20 protein-coding genes are annotated in these 20753 nt (G+C 68.9%); 11 read left to right on the top strand and 9 right to left on the bottom strand.

Going from position 1 to position 20753, the window contains the following annotated elements:
* Positions 1 to 28: 28 nt before the first annotated feature.
* Positions 29 to 883 (top strand): carbon-nitrogen hydrolase family protein, encoded by an 855-nt coding sequence (locus OH799_RS18175; protein WP_406265326.1) that lies wholly within the window; start codon positions 29 to 31, stop codon positions 881 to 883.
* A gap of 11 nt (positions 884 to 894) precedes the next feature.
* The gene (locus OH799_RS18170; protein WP_406265323.1) at positions 895 to 1518 is read left to right on the top strand and encodes a phosphoribosyltransferase; all 624 of its coding nucleotides are present in this window, start codon (positions 895 to 897) and stop codon (positions 1516 to 1518) included.
* A 103-nt stretch (positions 1519 to 1621) separates the two neighbouring features.
* Here the strand turns inward: OH799_RS18170 and OH799_RS18165 are convergent, their stop codons facing one another.
* Genes OH799_RS18165 through OH799_RS18150 form a run of 4 tightly spaced genes read right to left on the bottom strand, consistent with a single transcriptional unit; the run spans position 1622 to position 4950 of the window.
* Positions 1622 to 2488 (bottom strand): ESX secretion-associated protein EspG, encoded by an 867-nt coding sequence (locus OH799_RS18165; RefSeq protein ID WP_406265321.1) that lies wholly within the window; start codon positions 2486 to 2488, stop codon positions 1622 to 1624.
* Positions 2470 to 3759, bottom strand: a complete 1290-nt coding sequence (locus OH799_RS18160; RefSeq protein ID WP_406265318.1) for a WXG100 family type VII secretion target — start codon at positions 3757 to 3759, stop codon at positions 2470 to 2472. Before OH799_RS18160 ends, OH799_RS18165 begins: the two co-directional genes overlap by 19 nt.
* Complete coding sequence (locus tag OH799_RS18155; protein WP_406265315.1) at positions 3752 to 4186, bottom strand: hypothetical protein; 435 nt, start codon at positions 4184 to 4186, stop codon at positions 3752 to 3754. Before OH799_RS18155 ends, OH799_RS18160 begins: the two co-directional genes overlap by 8 nt.
* A gap of 38 nt (positions 4187 to 4224) precedes the next feature.
* A complete protein-coding gene (locus OH799_RS18150) occupies positions 4225 to 4950 on the bottom strand; it encodes an alpha/beta hydrolase (RefSeq protein WP_406265312.1) in 726 nt (241 codons plus the stop codon).
* A 107-nt stretch (positions 4951 to 5057) separates the two neighbouring features.
* Between OH799_RS18150 and OH799_RS18145 the strand changes: the two genes are divergently transcribed.
* Entirely contained in the window at positions 5058 to 5978 is a 921-nt protein-coding gene (locus OH799_RS18145) for an SMP-30/gluconolactonase/LRE family protein (protein ID WP_406265309.1), read from the top strand.
* A gap of 349 nt (positions 5979 to 6327) precedes the next feature.
* On the opposite strand, the gene OH799_RS18140 is transcribed toward OH799_RS18145, so the two are convergent.
* Positions 6328 to 7326 carry a helix-turn-helix transcriptional regulator gene (locus tag OH799_RS18140; protein WP_406265306.1) on the bottom strand — a complete coding sequence of 333 codons (999 nt, stop codon included), beginning with the start codon at positions 7324 to 7326 and terminating at the stop codon, positions 6328 to 6330.
* A gap of 95 nt (positions 7327 to 7421) precedes the next feature.
* Here OH799_RS18140 and OH799_RS18135 point away from each other — a divergent pair, with 95 nt between their 5' ends.
* Positions 7422 to 8567, top strand: coding sequence for an epoxide hydrolase family protein (locus tag OH799_RS18135; protein WP_406265303.1), 1146 nt, complete (start codon positions 7422 to 7424; stop codon positions 8565 to 8567).
* Between the two features lie 52 nt (positions 8568 to 8619).
* On the opposite strand, the gene OH799_RS18130 is transcribed toward OH799_RS18135, so the two are convergent.
* The gene (locus OH799_RS18130; RefSeq protein ID WP_406265300.1) at positions 8620 to 9393 is read right to left on the bottom strand and encodes a hypothetical protein; all 774 of its coding nucleotides are present in this window, start codon (positions 9391 to 9393) and stop codon (positions 8620 to 8622) included.
* A 228-nt stretch (positions 9394 to 9621) separates the two neighbouring features.
* Between OH799_RS18130 and OH799_RS18125 the strand changes: the two genes are divergently transcribed.
* Positions 9622 to 10794: an acyl-CoA dehydrogenase family protein gene (locus OH799_RS18125; protein WP_406265297.1), complete on the top strand. Its 1173-nt coding sequence runs from the start codon at positions 9622 to 9624 to the stop codon at positions 10792 to 10794.
* 9 nt (positions 10795 to 10803) lie between these two features.
* Positions 10804 to 11970 carry an acyl-CoA dehydrogenase family protein gene (locus OH799_RS18120; RefSeq protein WP_406265295.1) on the top strand — a complete coding sequence of 389 codons (1167 nt, stop codon included), beginning with the start codon at positions 10804 to 10806 and terminating at the stop codon, positions 11968 to 11970.
* Between the two features lie 43 nt (positions 11971 to 12013).
* On the opposite strand, the gene OH799_RS18115 is transcribed toward OH799_RS18120, so the two are convergent.
* Positions 12014 to 12427, bottom strand: a complete 414-nt coding sequence (locus OH799_RS18115) for a hypothetical protein (RefSeq protein WP_406265292.1) — start codon at positions 12425 to 12427, stop codon at positions 12014 to 12016.
* A gap of 348 nt (positions 12428 to 12775) precedes the next feature.
* Here OH799_RS18115 and OH799_RS18110 point away from each other — a divergent pair, with 348 nt between their 5' ends.
* Complete coding sequence (locus OH799_RS18110; RefSeq protein WP_406265289.1) at positions 12776 to 13000, top strand: hypothetical protein; 225 nt, start codon at positions 12776 to 12778, stop codon at positions 12998 to 13000.
* Between the two features lie 73 nt (positions 13001 to 13073).
* The gene (locus tag OH799_RS18105; RefSeq protein ID WP_406265286.1) at positions 13074 to 13907 is read left to right on the top strand and encodes a GNAT family N-acetyltransferase; all 834 of its coding nucleotides are present in this window, start codon (positions 13074 to 13076) and stop codon (positions 13905 to 13907) included.
* Here OH799_RS18105 and OH799_RS18100 read toward each other — a convergent pair.
* Together OH799_RS18100 and OH799_RS18095 are read right to left on the bottom strand one after the other, a co-directional pair.
* Complete coding sequence (locus OH799_RS18100; protein WP_406265284.1) at positions 13904 to 14851, bottom strand: MerR family transcriptional regulator; 948 nt, start codon at positions 14849 to 14851, stop codon at positions 13904 to 13906. The two genes, OH799_RS18105 and OH799_RS18100, sit on opposite strands and share 4 nt — an antisense overlap.
* A gap of 151 nt (positions 14852 to 15002) precedes the next feature.
* The gene (locus OH799_RS18095; RefSeq protein WP_406265281.1) at positions 15003 to 16793 is read right to left on the bottom strand and encodes a protein kinase domain-containing protein; all 1791 of its coding nucleotides are present in this window, start codon (positions 16791 to 16793) and stop codon (positions 15003 to 15005) included.
* 229 nt (positions 16794 to 17022) lie between these two features.
* On the opposite strand from OH799_RS18095, the gene OH799_RS18090 reads away from it, so the two are divergent.
* The 3 genes from OH799_RS18090 (at position 17023) to OH799_RS18080 (ending at position 20601) form a co-directional block, all read left to right on the top strand.
* Entirely contained in the window at positions 17023 to 17793 is a 771-nt protein-coding gene (locus OH799_RS18090; protein ID WP_406265278.1) for a deoxyribonuclease IV, read from the top strand.
* Between the two features lie 429 nt (positions 17794 to 18222).
* On the top strand, positions 18223 to 19440 hold the full coding sequence (locus OH799_RS18085; protein WP_406265275.1) for a CaiB/BaiF CoA transferase family protein: 1218 nt from the start codon (positions 18223 to 18225) through the stop codon (positions 19438 to 19440).
* Between the two features lie 234 nt (positions 19441 to 19674).
* A complete protein-coding gene (locus OH799_RS18080) occupies positions 19675 to 20601 on the top strand; it encodes a hydroxymethylglutaryl-CoA lyase (RefSeq protein ID WP_406282247.1) in 927 nt (308 codons plus the stop codon).
* Positions 20602 to 20753 lie beyond the last annotated feature (152 nt).

The raw sequence follows: 20753 nt of genomic DNA, 5'->3' as shown, positions 1-20753 counted from the left end.
AGGCCAGGGCCCCAATACGGTGAGACCTATGCGACTGGACAACTCGCGCGGACATCGCGACCCGACGCCGAACCAGCTGGACGTGGCGGTCGTCCAGTTCGCCCCGTCGACCGACCCATCAGCCAACCTCGCCGCACTACGCGAGCACGTGCGCACGGCCCGCGACCGCGGCGCGCGGGTGGTCGTCGCGCCGGAGTACTCGATGTATGCCGTCACCCGGCTTGACGAGCGCGTCGTTGCCGTCGCCGAACCGCTGACCGGGCCGTTCGTCACCGGCCTCGGCGGCATCGCGCGCGATTCCGGAGTGTTCCTGGTCGCCGGAATGGTGGAGGAGGTCGCTCCCGGCGGCGATCGGATCCGCAACACACTCGTGGTGCTCGGACCCGACGGAACCCTCGTCGCGCGCTATCGGAAAGTGCACCTTTATGACGCCTTCGGACACCTCGAATCCGACGTGGTCGAGCCCGGCGCGATCGAGACGCCGGTCACCTTCACCGTCGCAGATGTGACATTCGGCATGCAGACCTGCTTCGATCTGCGCTTCCCCGAAGGCGTTCGCCGGGTCGCGGCGGCGGGTGCGCACGTGCTGCTGCTGCCGGCGCAGTGGATTCCCGGCCCGGCCAAGGTCGACCAATGGACCACGCTGGTGCGGGCGCGCGCCATCGAGAACACCGTGTATGTGGCCGCCGCCGATCAGGCCGTGCCGCGCGGCGCGGGTGCCTCGATGATCGTCGACCCGACCGGCGTTGTGCTCACCGAACTCGGCGATGAGCCGGGTGTCCTTACCGCCGGAATCGACCTTGCGCATCTGGGCAAGGTCCGCACCGTCAACCCCAGCCTCGCCTTGCGCCGATTCGCGATCACCGAGCGCGGACCGGAGTAGCGTCCGGGTGGATGGTCTACTCCGATCGGGCATCGGCCGGTCGCACGCTCGGTGCGCTTCTGGAACACCTGCGGGCGTCGAACCCGCTGGTGCTCGGTCTGCCGCGCGGCGGCGTCCCGGTGGCCGCCGCGGTGCGTGAGGTGATCGGCGGTGATCTCGACATCCTCTTGGTCCGCAAGCTCGGAGTGCCCTGGCAGCCGGAGCTGGCGATGGGCGCCGTCGGCGAGTACGGCGTGCGGGTGCTGAATCCGGATGTGCTGTCGCACACCGCGGTCTCGCCCCGGCGACTTGCCTCGATCGAGAACGCGGAGCGCGCTGAACTGGAGCGGCGCAGGCTGGTGCTGCGTGGCGACGCGCCACCGGTTGCGCTGGACGGGCGCACGGTGGTGATCGTGGATGACGGGATGGCGACCGGGGCCACCGTCGTGGCCGCCTGCCGTGTGGCGCGTCTGCACCAGCCCGCGCGGATCGTGGCCGCGATCCCGGTCTCCTCCGAGGAGGCGTTGCAGCGCGTCACCGCCGAGGCCGACGAGGTGGTCTGCCCGTGGGTGCCGCGCTCGCTCGGCGGTGTCGGCGCCGCCTACCGTGACTTCCATCAGCTCGCGGACGACGAGGTCACCGCGCTGCTGTGCTGAGCGGGGCTCAGCTCTCGGCGATGCGTTCGCGGCTGCGCCAGCTCCACGTAGCGTCAGCGTTCGCCGCGCGTCGTGGTCTCTACCGGCCGCACATCGCGGTGGATCAGCGCTCTGCGTACGACGTGATGGTGCGCGTGGCCGCGGTGACCATGGGGCGCAGGTGGGCGGCGAACCCTTCCGCTGTCACGGCGACGATGTCGACGTCGGTGCCGGTGCGGACCGCGTATCGCCCGTCTCCGACCACGTCGATCCAGCACAGTACGCCGAACGGGCGCGGCTCGCCCGCACCGCTGCGGGCGGAGACGACGATCTGGCCGATGCCCTCGCGCGGCTGCTTCAGCAGCTTGCGGATTCTGGCCGATGGCGACGGTCCGGCGACGGGGACGGTGACCAGGCCGCGGCTGTCCTCGCCGACCTGGGCACGGAGGGCGGTCAGGCGCGGAAGTGTGCCGGGAGTGTTCTCCGGCAGTGTCGAAACTACACGCGCGGCAAGGCTTTTCGGGCTGCCGACGAACAACCGCACCGCATCGCCGCGGTCCGGGGTCGCGCTTGGACGCTGCGCCGCGACCACCGCGATGTTCCCGCATGCGGCGCCGAGAATCCGGACCGGCCGCGCCGGCGAACTGGGTGCCTGCCCGCCTTCTGCCTCCGGTGTGGGGGGTGGCGCCAGTGGACCACCATCCCAGCGCGGACCCGGTTCGTGCGGGATCGGCACCGGATCCCGCTGCTGACCGAACACCTCGATGCGCAGGTCCGGCTGAGCGAGGATGCGCAGCGCCGCTTCCAGATCCGCGTCCAGCACGCGATCGCACCAGCCGCTGAGCGCGGGTAGTTGCGCGGCGCGCTCGCCGGTGTCGCGCGCGGACAGGCGGATGGCCAGCGGGTAGGGGATCCGATCGCCGTCAGTGCGCGACCAGGCCAGCGCGAACTGGTCCGGGGTCAGCGTCCAGTTCACTCGTACTCGGTCCATTCACCGAGCACGGGCGGTGTCGTCGGATCGAGCGACCCGATCAGTTCGCCGCCGTCGTCGGAGGGCTCGAGGTAAGTCGGGAGGTCGTCGAGGTCGAACTCGTCGTCCTCGTCGTCGACGTGCACGGTTCGTGCGCCCACCGCGTTCGCGGCGACGCTCGAGCCTGGTCTGGGGGTGTCGGTGGTGGCCAGCGCGCCGCCCATCAGACCGCCGACAGCCCCCGCTCCGAGACCGGTGACCGTGTCGTTGCCCGCGTTGTCCGTGCGTCGCTCCTCGCGTTTGCGCTCCTCCGCCGGAGCTGGGTTGCTCGTGCCCGGGGTGGTCGATACGACGATCGGCGCTGGAGTCGCGGCCGTCGTCGTCGTCGGCGCGGGTGTGCTCGTGGCGGGAGCGGTGCGGAGCCGGGTACCTGCCGGGATCACCGACTGTGGAGCCTCGGCGGCGGCAGACGCGACGCGGGGTGCGTTCGTCGGCGTGTCGGCCTGGACGACGGTGTCGGTCGGAGTGGCTCCGGCGGTCGTTGTCGCGGGTGCGGCGGCAGGCGTCTGGTCGGTGGGCGCCCCGTCCGCGCTCGAGTCCGCCGATCTGGTTCCCTGTGCGGGCATGTGGAGCGAAGAAAACTGTGCGTCGAGTGCTTTCGGGCTGGTGCTGGTCACCTCGGCCGCCGACGCACCGGTCGGCGCGCCGGGCGCCACGTCGTCCGCCTCGTCGGCGAACGCGGGGACATCGGTGCCCGTCTGGATGAACACTCCCGCATAGATGTCGTTCATCGCACGCACGACGTCCTGGCGTGCGTGCTCACCCTCCTTCTGTCCGTCGATGTTGCTGGTCGCCTGGGTCGGATCCAGGAGGGCCGCGGCAAGATCCGGCGTGACTCCGGACGGCTCCGACACCGCGGCCCGCAGCGCCTCCGCCGCGTCGCTCGCCTGACCGAGGCGCTGCGAGACCACCGCGAGCACATCGGCGAGGTCCTGGCCGCTCTGCTCGAACACGCGCACCACGGCGACCGCGCTCTCGGCCGCGCCGCCGCGCCAGCCGTCGGCGATGGCGGCGCGAATCTCGGTGTGCGCCTGGAAGATCGCGTCCGCCAGGCCGGCGGCGGAATCGGCCCACGCCTGCTCGCCGCCGGCGAGCACCGCGGGGTTCAGCAGCTGGACTTCGGCGTGGATCTCGGCGTGGGTGAGGTTGTCGAAGATTTCGACGTTCGGCGCGTAGGCGGGGTCGGTGCGCCGGTGCGTGGCCCGCTCGGCGGCGCGCGGCATCTTACGCATGCGTGGCTCCCGTCACGTCGATCCGATCGACCGCCGCGGCGAGGGCGTGGTCGGCACCCTGGTAGGCGGCCGCCGCCGCACGGAAGGTCTGTGCGAGTTCCCTGGCCCCCGTGGCGTATTCCCGCAGCCGGGCGATCGCGCCGTCGGCTTTGCGCTCGAAACCGGCGCGCAGGGCGTCACCGGAGGCGAACCCGCCGAAGCCGGGTAGCGAGGTCGCCGCGTTCAGCACTCGGATCTGCGCTTCGACCTGGTCGGCGAGCTGCTCGTACCGGCGCGCGCACCGTTCGTGTGCGCCGTCCGCCACGAGGAGACCGTCGATCCACAATGTCCCCTCGTCGACCGCCCGATTCAGCGCGGCGACGTCGACACCGGGCGCCGTGACCTCGGCGGGTGGCACTCCGCCGAACCCGTTCTCGTTCGATGGCATGTGCGCCGTCCCCCTTCCTCACCCGAAGCGTGTTCGGTTCACGGATGTCGCGCCGACCCCACGACGACACCCTGCATCCAGTCCGCGATATCAGCAGCGACCCGCGCGTGCACCGGCTCGTGCAGCAGGTCGTGCCCGGCGTCGGTGTACTCCCGCAAATGTACCGATTCGTGGCGGCTAGTCCAGACCCTGATCGCATCGATCGGCGCGCGCCGATCTTCGACACCGTGCACCGCCAACACCGGAAGCCGGCGTGGCAGCGGCGTTCCCGGCGCGCCGGGCGTACCGCCGCCGAGTGCGCGCTTCGGCACGCCGGACAGCACCAGCCCCGCTAGCGTGTTCGTGGGCAGGGCAGGTCGCAGCGGGTAGGCCCGCTCGAGGACGGCCGAATCCGGTGTCGCCTCCGTTGAATCCGGCACCGCGGCGCCGAGCATGCCCAGTGCGGTGACCGCGCCGAGTGAGTGGCCCATCAGGATCAGCGGCGTGTGCGGCTGTGCGGCGCGGGCTAGCTCGACCAGATGCAGCGCGTCGGCTACCAGCTCGACGAGGGTGCCCGGCCGGTCTGCGTCGCCCTCGCTCAGCCCGTGCCCCGAGGTGTCCAACGCCCACATCTGGATGTTGGCAGGTTGCAGGGTGCGGGCGAGACGGTGATAGTGGCCGCTGTGCTGGCCCATTCCAGGCAGCAGAACGACGGTGAGTACCGGGTTTTCGGTCGGCCACCACCGATAGTGCATCCGGCCGCGGGCGCCGTCGAAGAATGGCATTCGTCGATCTTGCCAAAGATCCCGCTGGTCATGGGACGCCACGTGTACTCGGAGAAGCTCGCTACACTGCGCGGCGACCTTCCCCTATCGCCGAGCTGAGGTGCCCGTTGAGAACCTCCCGCCGTCCAGGCGCCTTGCTCCTACCCGCCGCCGTGCTCGCGCTGACCTTCACGTCACCGCCGAGCGCGACCGCCGACCCAGCCGCCTCGATGATCGCCTCCTGCGCGCCCGCCGCGTCCGCGACCGCGGTGCCCGCCGGGCTGCCGTTGCTCGACTGGTCGGAGAACGTGGGGTACGACGCGCAGGGCAACTTGTGGGTTTCTCGTCTTTACCGCAACGAGGTTCAACGCTACGACTCGGCGGGTACGCTTACCGCGACCGTCCCGGTCGAATTTCCAGGAGCGGTCCGGCTCGGTCCGGACGGACTCCTCTACGTCGTCTATGGCGACACTCCCACCAGCGTTGTTCGGCCCGGCGGTGTAGTCCGCTTCGTCCCCTCGGACGCCGTGCCGAAACCCGAGGTGTTCGTCGCCGGGTTCACCATGCCGAACGGCGCCGCGTTCGACCCGAGCGGCAACCTCTACGTCGCGACCATGTCCGGCGTGGTTCGGGTCCGTTCCGACGCCGGCGTCGACATCGCGTGGGGCGAGTCGGTGGCCGGGCTCGCCGCCAACGGCGTTGCCGAGTACGACGGCGTGCTGTACGTGACCACCAACGGCGGCCCGCTCGGCCGGATCGTCCGCGTCCCGATCGCCGCGCCCGCCGATCGCAGCACTGTCGCCGATCTGTCCTCGCCGTTGCCCGGTCTGCCGGATTTCGCCGACGACCTCCTGGTCGACCCGGCCGGCATCCTCTACGTGACGACTCTCGCGGGCCAACTTGTCCGGGTCGATCCGACGAGCGGTGCCGCGTGCGTGGTCCTCAGCGGCCAGCCGATGACCGCGGTCGTCGCCGTACCTGGACACCCGGACGAATTGCTCGCGGGCACTGAAAGTGGCGCTCTCCTGCGCATCCGCCTGTCCCGCTGATGAACCGCCCACCTCGTCGTCACTCGCGCCCGCCGCCGGCGCAGAGGTCATACGCCGTGTGCTGACACCCAGTGGATCGACCGTCCACTGACCGACAACGCTATGCGCGACATGTACCGGCGCTGATGCCCAGCGCACAGATGACGGGGTGGTCGAAGCCGAATCGCCGGATCACGTACCTATAGAGCTGCCGCGCACCGGTTCCTCGGTGCGCGGCACTCCGAGACGTGCGCGGCTTTCCTCAGCTGTTCAGCTGGTTGTTCTGAGGACCTGGGTCCGGTCACGATCGGCGCCCGCCGGACTCAACCTGCGCACTCGGTGGCGAGCGCTGGTGATCGGCTCGATTCGGTCATCGAGTTCGTGTGGTGGCGGTGTTCGGCGGCGTGTTTGTGGCGACCGCGTGTTTGATGCGGAGTGCGACCGCGCGCAATCGCTCGATCAGCTCCGGTGGTTCGTGTACCCGGAAGTCCACCCCGAGGCCGATCAATCTGTGCGCCAACCAGTCCGGTGAATCATCCCGCACGGTATCGATTCGGCAGGAGTGCGCATCGATCGCGACGACTTCATCCTCGCTGTCGCCCAGGCGCCCCGCGATCTGCTCGGCAGGGGCGTCGATGGTCAGTCGCAGTCGGAATGCCGGTGTGCCCCAGTCGGTCCGTTGGCCGACGACATAGGCGGCGGCGTCGGCGGCGGGCAGGGCGCGCGGGGTGAAGCGGGCAGCGGTGGGCTGTGGCTGGTCGATCCGGTCGACACGGTAGGCCCGCCAGTTGTCGCGGTCGATGTCATAGCCGACCAGGTACCAGCGCCGCAGGACGGGCACCAGGCCCACCGGCTCAGCGTTGCGCCTGCTTTCGGTGCCGGACCCGTCGCGGTAGGCGAAGCGCACACGCTCGCAGTTGGTTACGGTCGCGGCGAGCGTGGTGAGTACCTCCGGGTCCACGGTGGGCCCGTTGTCGGTCGGTGCGCTCAGTGCGGTGCCGAATACCCGCACCTTGCGACGCAACTTCACAGGTAGCACCTGCTCCAGCTTCGCAAGTGCCCGCACCGACGCTTCTTCGATCCCGACCACGGCGGACCCGGCGGCGGCGCGTAGCCCGACCGCGATGGCGACCGCCTCGTCGTTCTCGACCAGCAGCGGCGGCAGAGCCGACCCGGCCTTCAGTCGGTAGCCGCCCGTCGCGCCCATCGTCGCCGTGACCGGATACCCGAGCTCGCGCAACCGGTCGATATCGCGGCGCACCGTGCGGTCGGTGACGCCGAGGCGTTCGGCAAGCTCGCTGCCCGGCCATTCGCGCGGAGTCTGCAGCAGCGACAGCAAGCTCAGCAGACGAGCGGGGACGTCGTTCATGATTCCGAGAATTCCAGATAAATAGGACACGGGCTGTCCTACATCGTCCTTACCGTGGTTTTGGATCGCAAACCTACCGGCAAGGAGTCCCACTGGTGACCAGCAACTCCGCTGACATCCGCCCGTTTCGCATCCAGATCCCGCAAGCCGATCTGGACGACCTGCACGACCGGCTCGCCCGCACCCGCTGGTCGGCGCAGTTGCCCGGCGAAGGCTGGGATCGCGGCATCCCGGTCGACTACCTGAAGGAGCTGGCCGAGTACTGGCGGACGGAGTTCGATTGGCGCGCAGAGGAAGCGGCGCTCAACGAGTTTCCCCAGTTCACGACGCGGATCGATGGTCTCGACCTGCATTTCCTGCACGTGCGCTCGCCGGAGCCGGACGCGACGCCGCTGATTCTGACCCACGGCTGGCCGAACTCGTTCGTCGAATTCACCAAGACCATCGGCCTGCTGGCCGATCCCCGGGCCCACGGCGTCGACCCCGCGCAGGCGTTCCACGTCGTGGTGCCGTCGGTCCCCGGGTTCGCCTTTTCCGAGGGCCCGCACGAACTCGGGATGACGCCACGCAAGGTGGCGCAGATGTGGCTGGTGCTGATGGACCGACTCGGGTACCCCCGTTTCGGCGCGCAGGGCGGGGATCTCGGCGCCTACGTCGCACCGGAACTGGCGATCGCGGCGCCGGACCGCGTGATCGGCGTGCACCTCGACGGCGGTGTCGGGATGCCGACCGAGGCCGACGTGCCCACCATGACGCCGGACGAACGCGTCGAGTGGGACCTCATGCAGAAGTGGATGACCGGTGTGAACCACCACGTACTGCTGCACGCCGCACCGCAGACCTTCGCGCACGCCTGGACCGACTCGCCGGTGGGTCTGCTCGCCTGGCTGATGCACAAGTTCACCGAGTTCACCCCTTTGGCCGACCGCGCCGAGGACGCGATAGACCGCGACCACCTGCTGACCAATGTCAGTCTGTACTGGTTTACCAATACCGTGGCCTCGTCGTCCTGGCCGATGTACAACGGTCTCGGTGATGGTGGGTTCGCGTGGCCGAAGGGTCAGAAGCTGGTTCCCACCGGCACCTACGGCGGTGGCTCCGCGCTGATGCGCCGACTGGCCGAGCGGGACAACACCATCGTGCACTGGCCGGAGGGCAACACCGGCAATCACTTCGTCGCGATGGAACTTCCGGCCGCGCACGTTGCCGATATCCGAGCGTTCTTCGCTGTTCTTCGGTGAGTACGCGCGAGCGGCACCGCCCGCGGTGATCCCGGAGCGTGCCGAGACGTCGTCAGCGAGCGGGTTCGGCCTGCTCCTCGGCCCCGGCAGGCGCACTCGGTGCGGTTTCGGGTGCGGGCGCGGGACCGACCTCGGTGCCGTTGGGGCCCGGTGTGATCAGGCCCGGTGTGCGAGGCGGCGGCGCGGCGGGGACGCCGACCGGCTTGTCCGGGACCACGAAAAGGCCCACCGTCGGCGTCATCACACAGTGTGCGAACGGGTAGTCGATGATGCCCCACATCGAGGCGATGACAGTGCCTGGACCACTGTTGACCGTCCTGGACAGTGACGGCTGGCGGTACTCGGTCAGGTCGTCGAGCGGGGCGATGCCGCTGGCGCCGGTGTTCACGTTCACCCACGCGACGACGAGGCCCGAGGCCAGCGGCGCGCCGGAGTGCGAGGGGGTGGCGCTGAACCGCAGCGTGCCCGCCGCGACGTTCAGGTCCGGCGTGGTGCCCGGCCCGTCGGTGGTCGCGGCGGCGATGATCGTGGTGATGGGGCCGTTGCTGCCGCAGCCGAAGGTCGGCGCAGCGTAGGCGAACGGTGTGAATACGCTCGAGACGTGGCGCAGCTCCGCGACGTCGACCAGGGTGGTGTACCGCGTGAGCGCGTCGACGCCCGCCTGCGCGGCGGGGTCGGGCGGGGCGATCTCGGTGAGGTGGCCGAGCCCCGAGTCCAGCGGTGTCCGTGTTTCGTCAGCGGCGGCCGTGCCGGAGAAGGTCAGAACCGCCCCGATGCCGAGAGCTGTCGCAGCCGTGATGGCGCGTGCGATGGTTCTGCCGTTCACTAGCTCTCCTCGATACCGAACCTTTCGGGGTCCTCGACCCATGACCAGCAACGTACCAGCTCGTCGGTTCTGTCGCCCGAGGGTAGCGGGGCGTCGGTAGCCGACGGCAGAAGCGGGTCCATCACGCGGCACGAATACGCGGGACCTACCGATGTGATCCAGTCGCCGATGTGGGATTACCGAAGGGTAGGTTGGAGCGGGAAGTACGAGACACGCTGGGAGATGCGTATGAAACTATCCTTGTCCCCCGAAGACGTCGCCTTCCGCGACGAACTGCGTAATTTCTATCGGACCGAGATTCCGGCCGACATCCGCGAGCGCGTCCGGAACGGCCATGAGCTGTCCCGCGACGACATCGTCACCGCGAACAAGATCCTCAACGACCACGGCCTGGCAGTGCCGAACTGGCCCGTCGAGTGGGGCGGCAAGGACTGGACGCCGATGCAGCGGCATATCTGGCAGGACGAGATGCAGCTCGCCTCGGTGCCCGAGCCGCTGACGTTCAACGCGCAGATGGTCGGCCCGGTGATCGCCCAGTTCGGTTCGCAGGAGTTGAAGGAGCGGTTCCTCCCTGCCACCGCCGCGTTGGACATCTGGTGGTGCCAAGGCTTCTCCGAGCCCGACGCCGGTTCCGACCTGGCCGCACTGCGGACCACCGCGGTCCGCGACGGCGACTCTTACATCGTCAACGGTCAGAAGATCTGGACCACGCTGGCCCAGTACGCGGACTGGATCTTCTGTCTGGTCCGCACCGACCCGAACGCGCCGAAGAAGCAGGCGGGCATCTCGTTCCTGCTGTTCGACGTGAAGTCGCCCGGCGTCACCATCCGCCCGATCAAGCTGATCGACGGCGGGTACGAGGTGAACGAGGTCTTCTTCGAAAACGTCCGGGTACCCGCCGATCAGCTGGTCGGCGAGGAAAATATGGGCTGGACCTACGCCAAGTTCCTCCTCGGCAACGAGCGCACCGGCATCACCGGCGTCGGCCGTACCAAGGTCAAGATCGGCGTCGCGAAACAGTACGCGGCGCAGATCAGATCGGGCAGCGGCACGCTCCTGGAGGACCCGGTGTTCGCGGCGCGGGTCGCCGAGCTGGAGAACGAACTGCTCGCGTTGGAGCTCACCCAGCTGCGTGTGGTCTCCAACTCCTCGGACGGCAAGCCGAATCCGGCTTCGTCGGTGCTCAAGCTGCGCGGCTCCGAGCTGCAGCAGGCGGCCACCGAGCTGCTGGCCGACATCGCGGGACCGGATGCCATTCCGGTGAACGCGGACGACATCGCCTCGCCCGGCTGGGCGCAGCGCAGCGGCCCCGCTTACCTGAACTACCGCAAGACAACCATCTACGGAGGCTCCAGCGAGGTGCAGCGCACCATCATCGCCTCCACGATCCTCGGATTGTGAGGCGACACCATGGATTTCGATCTCACCGATGAGCAGGTCATGCTCCGGGACACGGTCCGCGACCTGCTCGCGCACAGCTACGACGCCGAGTCGCGGCTGAAGGTTACCGATTCCGAGCTCGGCTGGAGCCGCGACGTATGGCGCCAGCTCGCCGATCTCGGCGTGCTCGGGCTGAGCTTCAGCGAGGAGGACGGCGGTGTCGGCGCTGGTCCGGTGGAAACGATGGTGGTGCTGGAAGAGGTCGGCCGCAGGCTCGTGCCGGAGCCGATCCTGGACGCGGTGCTCGTGCCCGGCGGGCTCGTCGCCAGGGCGGGCAGCGCTGAACAGCGGCAGCGGATCCTGCCGGAGGTCGCCGCGGGCACGAAGCTGCTCGCCTTCGCACACGCCGAGCCGGGTGTGCGCTGGCCGTCCACCGAGCTGGCGACCACCGCTGCGGCGGCCGTGCCGATGGCGTCGTCCGCGGGGTCCGTCGCTACCGCCGCGGGGGGTTCTTACGAGCTGACCGGCGTCAAGAACCCGGTCCCGCACGGCGGTAGCGCCGACGAGCTCGTGGTCAGCGCCGCGCTGCCGGCTGGCGGGATCGGGCTGTTCTTGGTCGCGTCGGACGCCACCGGCGTGGTCCGCAAGCCCTACCGCACGGTGGACGGTCAGCGCGGTGCGCAGGTGGAGCTGGACAAGGCGCCCGCCGAACGTCTCGGCGGCGCGGACGCCACGGAGACGGTCGCGTCGGTGCTGGGGCACGCGCAAGCCAGCCTGTGCGCGGAATCGGTCGGCGCGATGGCGGAGGCGCTCCGGCTGACCACCGAATACCTCCGGCAGCGCAAGCAGTTCGGTGTCACGCTGTCGAAGTTCCAGACGCTCACCCAGCGCGCGGCCAACATGTACGTTTCGCTGGAGCTGGCGCGCAGCATGAGCCTGTATGCCACGGCATCGCTGGTGGACGGAGTCTACGACCCCGTGATCGCGTCCCGTGCGCGCTTGCAGGTCGGCCGCGCGGCGCGGCACATCGGGCAGGAAGCGATTCAGATGCACGGTGGTATCGGCGTCACCGCCGAATATCCGGTCGGCCACTATGTGGCCCGGTTGACCGCGATCGAGCGCACGCTGGGTGGCGGGCTCGAGCATCTGCGAGTGCTCAGCGCTCGGGTCGGCGACTACGAGCTGGCCGAACTGTAGGGCCGACGCGGTGGTGTGTGCGCGCCGCGCGCGCCACCGCGGGTCACTCGTTCGCGGCCGGCTCGTTCGGCGTCATCACGGGCGGCTCGACCGCGGCCGGTCGTGTGCTGATCGGCGGCCTCGAGTCCTCGGGTGCCGCGCCGTCGTGCAGTATCCGCGGCGAGGACTCGGCAGAGGTGGTGGTGGTGCTGCTGAAGCCCGAGAACGGCGTGGCTGGGCGTTGCTGGTACGGCGCGATCTTCCAGGTCGGCGAGGGCGGGATGATCACTCTCGGCGTCGTCGAGCCGGTGGAGCCCTCGTGGGCCGCGGGCTCGACGTACTCACCAGCCTTCAGCGGCGGCGGTGGGACATAGGTGTCGTGCCTGCCTACGCCGCATGCGCCGATGAGAACGAGTCCGATGGAAACTGCTCCCGCGGCGATCGCCGGACCGGCGATCTTGGCCCTGCTGTTCTCCATCGGTAACAACTCCTCGTGGGTATCGAGTGGCCTCACCTTACTCGAGGCCGGTCGGCCAGGCGAGGCAAGTGGTCACTGGAAAGGCGCCGGGCGGCGCGTTAAAACAGTCCTGATTCAGATATCGAATTGATCTCGTCGGCGTGTCGCGGGCACGTGTCGCTATCATCCGACGTGCCGGAGTCGTAGCGTGTGTGAGCAAAGTTACGCGTGAGACGCCTGTATCAGGATGAGAGACACGTTGTGTGAGAACGTGAAAGCGGTTCTCTGACCGGCGTCATCGAGGAGTAGATGATGGGAGCTTACTCGACAACATCGCGGCGCAGGTCTTCCCGCGCCACGGAGGATGCGGTGTCGGCAACTGCACAGCATCTGGAGTCGAACCAGCCGGCGCACGCGCTGTCCACGATTGTGTCGCGGACCCTTGCCTGGTTGATCTTTGTCGGCGGTATCGCCGGGGCGGTCCTCGGTATCGCCGGCTTGCACGTCGAAATCACCGTTGCCGGTCTCATTCTCGCGTGCACCGCGGGACTGGTCCTGCTCAAACTCCGCACGGGTGGCAGCGAAGCCGACTGAAACGACCGGTCGGTCGCGCGCTGTGCCCGAGAAACCGGCGCGCACAACACTTCAGGCACTTACCGTTGTCCGCATGAAGGTCCAGATCACCACGGACGTCGACGAATTCCGCTCGCGCGCGGAGTCGTTTCTGCACCGTGATCCGCTGCGACACACTGTGATCACAACGACCATCGCGAATCGCGTCGCGGGCATCGACTCCGCTGCCGAGCCCTCGCGGTTCCTGTCCGTGCACGCCGAGGACGCCTCCGTGGTGGGTGCAGCCATGCGCGTGGCCGGTCGTGAACTGTATCTCGGCGAGCTACCTCCGGACAGCGTGGCCGAGGTGGTCGAGGCGCTGGCTGAGGTGGTCCCCGAAAGCGGGGGCGTCGAGGGCGTCGTCGGCGAGGCCACCGCCTTCGCCCAACACTGGTGTAAGTTGCTCGGCACGGGTTTTCACGAGGCCTACACCGTCCGGCTGCACCGTCTGGGCGGGTTGCGCGTCCCCGACGCTTCCGGAATCCCGCGCCCCGCAGTCGCATCCGACATCCCGCTGTGCGTGGACTGGCTCGCGGCCATGCGCGCTGAGTCCGGGATGCCGCCACCCGGACTGAACGAGGCCGCGATCCGGCGCCGCGTGGCGGCGGGCCGCTGGTGGCTGTGGGAACGGGCCGGCGAGTCGGTGAGCCTTGCCGCCCATCAGGTTCCCGTGCACGGCTGGTCGCGGATCGGACCGGTCTACACCCCACCCGACGCGCGCGGCCACGGCTACGCCAGCGCCGTGACCGCGCACGTGGCGCAGCTCCTGAGAGGCGACGGCCTAGACGTCTGCTTGTTCGCCGACACCGCCAACACCACGGCCAACCGGATCTACCGAACCATCGGTTTCCACCCGACCCACGACTTCGTGCACTACGTCTTCGACTAGCCAGGTGCCGGGCTCGTCCGGTTGGCGCGCAGCGCGGCGGTGAACCACGCGAACACCGGCGCGAGGCTCGGTGGTGCGGGCCAGCCGTTGACGGCCGCGAGCAGCTGCCAGTAGTGCTCCACCCGCGGATCGTTCGCCACTTCGAGCCGCTCCAGCATCCAGCCGCGCAGCGCGTCGTCATCGCTCTTGGCGAAGGTCGCGGCGTATTGGGCGGCGAGGTCGGTGACCACCGCGGTCGCCGCGGGAGAATCGGGTGCGATGCCCTCGTCGAGAGCCGCGCCGACCCGCCCACGCACGGCCTCGGTCAGATCGTGGTGTAGTCCGGTCTTGTCGCCGTCGGCGCGCTCGCGGGCCTGGTACTCGGCCATCCGCCGGCTCGCCGCGCGAAAGTCGGAGTCGCTGGTCAGTTCCGCGAGCTGGACCCACGCGGCGACTTGCTCCGGCGTCGGGTCGTCCGGCAGTTCCGGCAGCGACGAGCGGATCAGCTCGGCCATCTCCGGATTGGCGTCCACGCCGCCGAAGGTGGCGTCGACGAAATCCTCGATGAGACGGCGGCGTTCCTCGGCCGACAGGGTGACGAGCTTGTGCATGAGATCCAACTCCTCAGGGGTTGAGCCCGGCCCGGCCACCGCGCGCAGCACCGCCCGCCGCAGGCGCAGGATCCGGATCTGGGTATCGAGGGCATCGGCGTGGGCTGCGGCAACCTCGGCCACCGAGAGCTCGTGTGCGAGCACACGGCGGACGGTGGCCAGGTCGAGGCCGAGATCGCGTAGCGTCCGCACCAGATCCAGCTGCGCGAGCGCGCGGACGTCGTACAGGCGGTAGCCGGTCGGGCTGTATTCGGTGGGCAGGACGATCCCCTTGTCGGCGTAGAACCGGATCGTCTTGACGCTGAGACCGGTTCGCTCGGCCACGGCTCCGATGGTGAAGCGGGTGTCGTCCATGTCCCTACCTTGGGGTCTCCCCCAGGGGGACACGCAAGCGCTCAGGTCCACCGGGACAGTCACGGATGCCGGGACAGGGCCACCGATCCCATCCTCACCGAGTAGGCGCTCGAATGTATCCGGCGAGACCGCACCGGGTGCATGGCATGTATCAGTGCAGCGGCGCCGAGCGCCACCATCGCAACAGCTCGTCGATGGTGGTGGAGCTGAAGCCGTCGGTGTACATCAGGAACTGGGTCCGATCCGGGTCGCCGGTGAACGCGGTGACCATCTTGGCGCCGTCGTCCACATACTTGTAGTTGGTGTAGGACTTTCCGGCGTTGCTGTCGGTCGATTTGGTGGCCTGCGCGGGCAGCCCCTTCAGCACGTTCTGCACGGCGGCGGGTGTCTTGTAGGCGTAGATGCGGTAGTACGGGTCCTTGTTGTTGCCGCCCTTGAAGCAGCGCCACTGCGCGGCCCAGTCGCCGAAGTCCGGTTCGCCCTTGGACGGTGACGGCGGCGAGCTAGCCGAGGCCAGCCAGCATTCGGCGCCGTTGTATCCAGCCTCTTCGGTCTTGGTCGCGGGCACCATCCTGGGGAACTCCGCGCTGATCGACTCCGCGGTCGCGCCGACGCTGTTCGGCTGCACTGTCGAGGTGGTCGTACTGCTGCCGTTGTTCGAGCTCGAGTTGGTGACCACGCCGATGATGCCGAGCACCATCAGGATCAGCACGACGGCGCCCACCGAGACGCCGACGATCAAACCGGTGTTCTTCTTGCGCGGCGGTCCGGCCGACAGATGCGTGGGCACGCCGCGCGGCGGAGCGGGCGGCGCGGTGAACGCGGAGAACCCGGACTGCCGGGTATAGGGGTTGGCGGGCGTCGGCTGCGGCGCGGGGCCGGTGCGCGGCGGCTGGTTCACCATCGTCGCCGGCGGCGGCGTCGGCGACGATGTGGATACGGCAAGCTGATTGGGTCCGCTGGTCTGTGGGCCGGGGCTGTGCGCCATCGGGAAAGGCATGCCGGCGACCGGGATATGCGGTCCGCTGATTGGCCCCGGGCCGGTCGTCGGGCGCGGTCCGCCGGTGACCGGACGGGGACCACCCACCACCGGCATCGAGGGCACGCTCGGAGTGGTCAGCGTGTGCTTGGCGGCTGCGGCGAACTCCGCGCAGCTGGCGTATCTGTCGTCGGGGCGCTTGGCCATCGCCCTGGCCAGCACGCCGTCCAGCGCGTAGGACAGGCCGGGGCGGACGCTGCTCAGCGCGGGCGGCGCGCCTTGCAGATGCCCCTGGATCACCGTCGCGGGGTTCGTCGCCTTGAACGGGCCGGTGCCGGTGAGCAGCCAGAACAGCGAGCAGGCCAGCGAGTACTGGTCGGACCGGTGGTCGAGCGAGGCGCCGGTGAGTTGTTCGGGCGAGGCGTAGGCGAGAGTCGCGGTGAAGGTACCGGTCTGGGTGAGATGACCGGTGTCGTCGCGCAGCCGCGCGATGCCGAAGTCCGTGAGATACACCCTCTCACCGCGGCCCGCGCCGGAGCGGGCGAGCAGGATGTTCGCGGGTTTCACATCCCGGTGCAGCACGCCGCTGCCGTGCGCGTAGTCCAGCGCGTCCGCGGTCGCTTCGACGATCTGCACCGCGCGTTCGGGCGGCAGCGACTTCGTCTCCACCGAGGCGGCGTCGATGCCGTCGATGTACTGCATCGAGATCCACAGCTGCTCATCATCGAGCCCGCGGTCGTAGACCGTGACAATGTTCGGGTGATCGAGCTGGGCGACCAGATCCGCCTCCCGTTCGAACCGCGCCCGCACCTCCTTGTCGAAGAACATCTCCCGGTTCAGCAGCTTCAGCGCCGTCATCCGCGGCAGCCGCGGATGTTTCGCCAGGTATACCGAACCCATGCCACCACGACCCAGTTGCCGCTCGATGACATAGCCGGCGAAAATGTCACCGCTGGCCAGCATGACCGCTCCACTTCCCGCCGCCCGCCGGGACCCACCGGCGAACAGGCGTACAGCATAAGAACACGCGATCCGGGACGGGCCCGACCACGGAAAACATCGAAACCATAGCAGCTATTACGCAGCTCCCGGTCGCCCGTCGAACGGGGGTGGCGAGGGCGACAGGCCTACCGGCGGAGGCTGCGGGTCTGTGGACAGACTTCATCCAACTGCTCCTATTAGGCTGACCATTATGCGCATTGGAGCACATGTCCGGCTCGACAGCGATCCGATCGGCTTCGGTGAAAAACTGGGCGCCGACGTCATCCAGCTGTTCGTCGTCGATCCCCGGGGCTGGGACAAACCCACCCCCCATCCGCGCACCGAGGAGATCCGCGCGAGTCCGATCGACGTGGTGGTGCACTCCTCCTACCAGATCAACGTGGCGAGCCTGAACAACCGGCTGCGCATGCCCTCGCGCAACGCGGTCGCGCAGCAGGCGAAGGCTGCCGCGGAGCTCGGCGCGCTCGGCCTCGTGGTGCACGGCGGGCACGTGCGCTCCGACGCCGAGCTGGAGACCGGAGTGGACAACTGGCGCAAGCTGTTCGAACGCCAGCAAGACAAGGGTGGCTTCGCGGTGCCGATCCTGATCGAGAACACCGCGGGCGGCAGTCACGCCTTGGCGCGGCACTTCGATTCGATCGCCCGGCTGTGGGACGCCGTCGGCGACTACGGCGCCGGCTTCTGCCTGGACACCTGCCACGCCTGGGCGGGCGGTGAGGAACTGGTCGGCGTCGTCGACCGAATCAAGGCGATCACCGGGCGGATCGACCTGGTGCACCTGAACTCCTCGCGAGACGCGTTCAACTCCGGTGCCGACCAGCACGCCAACTTCGCCGACGGCACCATCGATCCGCAGCTGCTCGCCGAGGTGTGCAAGACGGCGGACGCCCCGGTGATTCTGGAGACCCCCGCCGAAGGCGTCGCGGACGATCTGGCCTACCTGCGCGAACACTGCGTTTGATCTGCGGCGCTGCGAACGGTGCTCGCCATCGGGTGACCAGCCGCGCAAGCTGACCCGCATCACCCTGGCGGGCGGTATCCCCGTCGGGGTGGACGGCGCCGCGAGCACCGTCATCGTCGGCGGCGCCGAGCACTACTCGATCGTTGAGGACACGTAGCTGCTCGCGTCGTAGTCGGCACCGCATGGTTGTCGCGGTGGGGGAGCCAACTGCAGTAGTCGCGGGGCCGGGCGGGTACCGAACGAGGCGGGGAATCGCGAAGCCGGGCGATGTCGCGCTGCCGGGTGGCGGGCGCGCCCGGGTGACGGTGTGGGTTTCCGGCTCGGTCGCGGTAAGGCCGGGCTTGCCGACCGGGCCAGGGGCATCGCCCACCGTTGCCGAGCCGTGAGGTCGCGCCTAGGCCGTTCGTGGCATGGTCCACACTTGTGATCATGAGTATTCGGCCGCTGGACGGGGTGCGCGTCCTGGAACTCGGCAACTACATCGCCGCGCCGACCGCCGGGCGAATCCTCGGCGACTTCGGTGCCGAGGTGATCAAGGTGGAACGGCCGAAAGCCGGTGATGAGCTGCGCAACTGGCGGCTCTACGGCGGCGACACCTCGATGCTCTATCGGACCATCAACCGCAACAAGAAGTCCATCACGCTGGATCTGCGCAGCGAGGTGGGGCGCCGCATCGTGCTCGACCTGATCCGGCGGTGTGATGTGCTGCTGGAAAACTTTCGGCCCGGCATGCTGGAGAAGTGGGGCCTGGGGCCTGCGGTGCTGAACGAGGCGAATCCGGACCTCGTGATCACCAGAATCTCCGCCTACGGGCAGACCGGGCCGCTGTCCGCGCGTCCCGGGTTCGCCGCCGTGGCGGAGGCGGTCGGCGGCCTGCGCGAGCTGGTGGGCGACCCGGATCGTCCTCCGGTGCGCACCGGGGTCTCGATCGGCGATTCCATCGCGGGCATCTACGCCGCCTTCGGCACCGTGATGATGCTGTTCCAGCGCGAACGCCGCGCCGCGCAAGAGGCGACGATCCCCCTGCCAGAGCGTGTGGTCGACGTGGCGCTCAACGAGGCGATCCTGTCCGTGATGGAGTCGCTGGTGCCGGACTACCTCGCCTACGGCATCCAGCGTGAACGCGTCGGCGGCCGGATGGAGGGCATCGCGCCGAGCAACGCCTACCCGTGTGGTGACGGAACCAGCATCATCATCGGCGGCAACGGCGATGCCATTTTCCGGCGCTATATGGCGGTCATCGAGCGCCCGGACCTGGCCGCCGACCAGGAGCTCCAGGACAACGCGGGCCGCTGGCGTCACCGTGAGCGGCTCGACGCGGCGATCGGCGAGTGGACGATCCGGCACACCCGCGCCGAGGCGCTGAAACTGCTGGAGGCGGCGGCTATTCCGTGCGGCCCGATCTATACCGCCGCCGACATCGTGGGTGACGAGCAGTACCGGGCGCGCAACATGATCCAGCCGTTCGCGGTGGATGTCGGTGCGCCGGAACCGAAGACGGTCGGCTTCCCCGGCATCGTCCCGGTGATCGGTGAACAGTCCCTGCCCATCCGCAATGTCGGGCCTGATCTGGGAGAGCACACCCGAGAGGTCCTGTCGGGATTGCTCGGCATGAGCGAAGCCGAGATCGATGCGTTGGAGGTGTGATGAGACACAGTCACCCAGCGCTCATCGAGCCCGACCGGGTGCGGGTGTCCCGCGAGACACAGGAGGCGCAATGAGTACGCAACGACAAGACCGTCGGCGACCCCAGGGTCGCGGCGCACGGGAACTGCGTTCACCGGGCAGCAGCAGGCCCGCGGTGCAGCCGAATTCGACTGGGGCGAGCGAGAAACCGTGGGGTGGCGTGATGTGTGGACGCCGCAAGGCGAGCGGGCAGTGATGACCGCGCCGGTGCTGCGCGACGTGACGCTGCGTGACGGACTGCAGCTCACCGGCAAACTGCTGTCGGTGGAACGGAAGGTGGACGTCGTGCGCCGCCTGCTCGCGCTCGGGGTGCCCGCGTTGGAAATCGGCTCTATGGCGCGGCCGGACTTGGTCGCGCCGATGGCGAACACGATGGAGCTCGTCGCCGAGCTGACTCCAGAAGAGTTGGAACGCTGTTGGGTATGGGTGGCGACACCGAGGCACGTCGAGAAGGCGGCCGCGGCGGGGGTGCGCAACTTTCAGTACTGCTTTTCGGTGTCGGACGCGCACAACAGGGCGAACATCGGGCGCGACACGGAGGACAGTGTCGCCGTGCTGCCGGACGCGGTGCGATTGGCCAGGGCGGTGGACGGGTCGATTCAGCTGTGTCTGGCAACGGCTTTCACTTGTCCGTTCGACGGGCCGACCGATCCGGAGCGGGTGCTTGCCATCGCCCGCGACCCGCGTACCGAGGGTACGGAAGATATCGTCATCGCCGACACGCTCGGACAGGCGTATCCGGGACAGGTCGCGGCGCTGGTCGCGGCGGTGCGAGACCGAACCCCGCAGCGGCGCATCGTCTTCCACGGCCACGACACCTGGGGGATGGGCGTGGCCAACACCCTGGCCGCCGTCGCCGCGGGCGCGGACATGGTCGACGGGGCGCTCGGCGGCCTCGGCGGCTGCCCCTTCGCGCCGGGTGCGAGTGGCAACACTTCTTCCGAGGACATCCTCTTCGCGACGCGACCGGAGTGGTTCGACCCCGCGACGCTGGCCGCGCTGGTCGCGCTGTCGGAGGAGTTGCTCGTCGAACTCGGCGAACCCAACCGTTCCCGTGCCGTGGAGGGCGCGCGGTCGAAGGCGTCGGCCTTCGAGTGGGTCGTCGAGCGGGCTCTCACCTAGCCGGATCGGTGGCCACCCCACACAACCACACGGCTCCCGCTTCCGAGCTGAGCGAGACCAAGCATGGCCGCGAACACCCAGCGGCGCAGACGTTGCAGCACAAACACAGCCCGGAATATCGACAGACGGCAAACCCCCGATGCGCGGATTGC

Origin of the sequence: Nocardia sp. NBC_00881, from assembly GCF_045207455.1 — a bacterium.
Lineage (GTDB): Bacteria > Actinomycetota > Actinomycetes > Mycobacteriales > Mycobacteriaceae > Nocardia.
The sequence above is the reverse complement of the archived record's forward strand: the minus strand, read 5'-3'. Positions and strand labels throughout refer to the sequence as shown.

Excerpts from the sequence above, each read along its gene's own strand:
- OH799_RS18125 (WP_406265297.1), top strand. The coding sequence starts at position 9,622 with ATGAAACTATCCTTGTCCCCCGAAGACGTCGCCTTCCGCGACGAACTG.
- OH799_RS18150 (WP_406265312.1), bottom strand. The coding sequence starts at position 4,950 with ATGCCATTCTTCGACGGCGCCCGCGGCCGGATGCACTATCGGTGGTGG.
- OH799_RS18090 (WP_406265278.1), top strand. The coding sequence starts at position 17,023 with ATGCGCATTGGAGCACATGTCCGGCTCGACAGCGATCCGATCGGCTTC.
- OH799_RS18115 (WP_406265292.1), bottom strand. The coding sequence starts at position 12,427 with ATGGAGAACAGCAGGGCCAAGATCGCCGGTCCGGCGATCGCCGCGGGA.
- OH799_RS18095 (WP_406265281.1), bottom strand. The coding sequence starts at position 16,793 with ATGCTGGCCAGCGGTGACATTTTCGCCGGCTATGTCATCGAGCGGCAA.
- OH799_RS18155 (WP_406265315.1), bottom strand. The coding sequence starts at position 4,186 with ATGCCATCGAACGAGAACGGGTTCGGCGGAGTGCCACCCGCCGAGGTC.
- OH799_RS18140 (WP_406265306.1), bottom strand. The coding sequence starts at position 7,326 with ATGAACGACGTCCCCGCTCGTCTGCTGAGCTTGCTGTCGCTGCTGCAG.
- OH799_RS18085 (WP_406265275.1), top strand. The coding sequence starts at position 18,223 with ATGAGTATTCGGCCGCTGGACGGGGTGCGCGTCCTGGAACTCGGCAAC.
- OH799_RS18170 (WP_406265323.1), top strand. The coding sequence starts at position 895 with ATGGTCTACTCCGATCGGGCATCGGCCGGTCGCACGCTCGGTGCGCTT.
- OH799_RS18165 (WP_406265321.1), bottom strand. The coding sequence starts at position 2,488 with ATGGACCGAGTACGAGTGAACTGGACGCTGACCCCGGACCAGTTCGCG.
- OH799_RS18175 (WP_406265326.1), top strand. The coding sequence starts at position 29 with ATGCGACTGGACAACTCGCGCGGACATCGCGACCCGACGCCGAACCAG.
- OH799_RS18080 (WP_406282247.1), top strand. The coding sequence starts at position 19,675 with ATGACCGCGCCGGTGCTGCGCGACGTGACGCTGCGTGACGGACTGCAG.
- OH799_RS18120 (WP_406265295.1), top strand. The coding sequence starts at position 10,804 with ATGGATTTCGATCTCACCGATGAGCAGGTCATGCTCCGGGACACGGTC.
- OH799_RS18160 (WP_406265318.1), bottom strand. The coding sequence starts at position 3,759 with ATGCGTAAGATGCCGCGCGCCGCCGAGCGGGCCACGCACCGGCGCACC.
- OH799_RS18100 (WP_406265284.1), bottom strand. The coding sequence starts at position 14,851 with ATGGACGACACCCGCTTCACCATCGGAGCCGTGGCCGAGCGAACCGGT.
- OH799_RS18105 (WP_406265286.1), top strand. The coding sequence starts at position 13,074 with ATGAAGGTCCAGATCACCACGGACGTCGACGAATTCCGCTCGCGCGCG.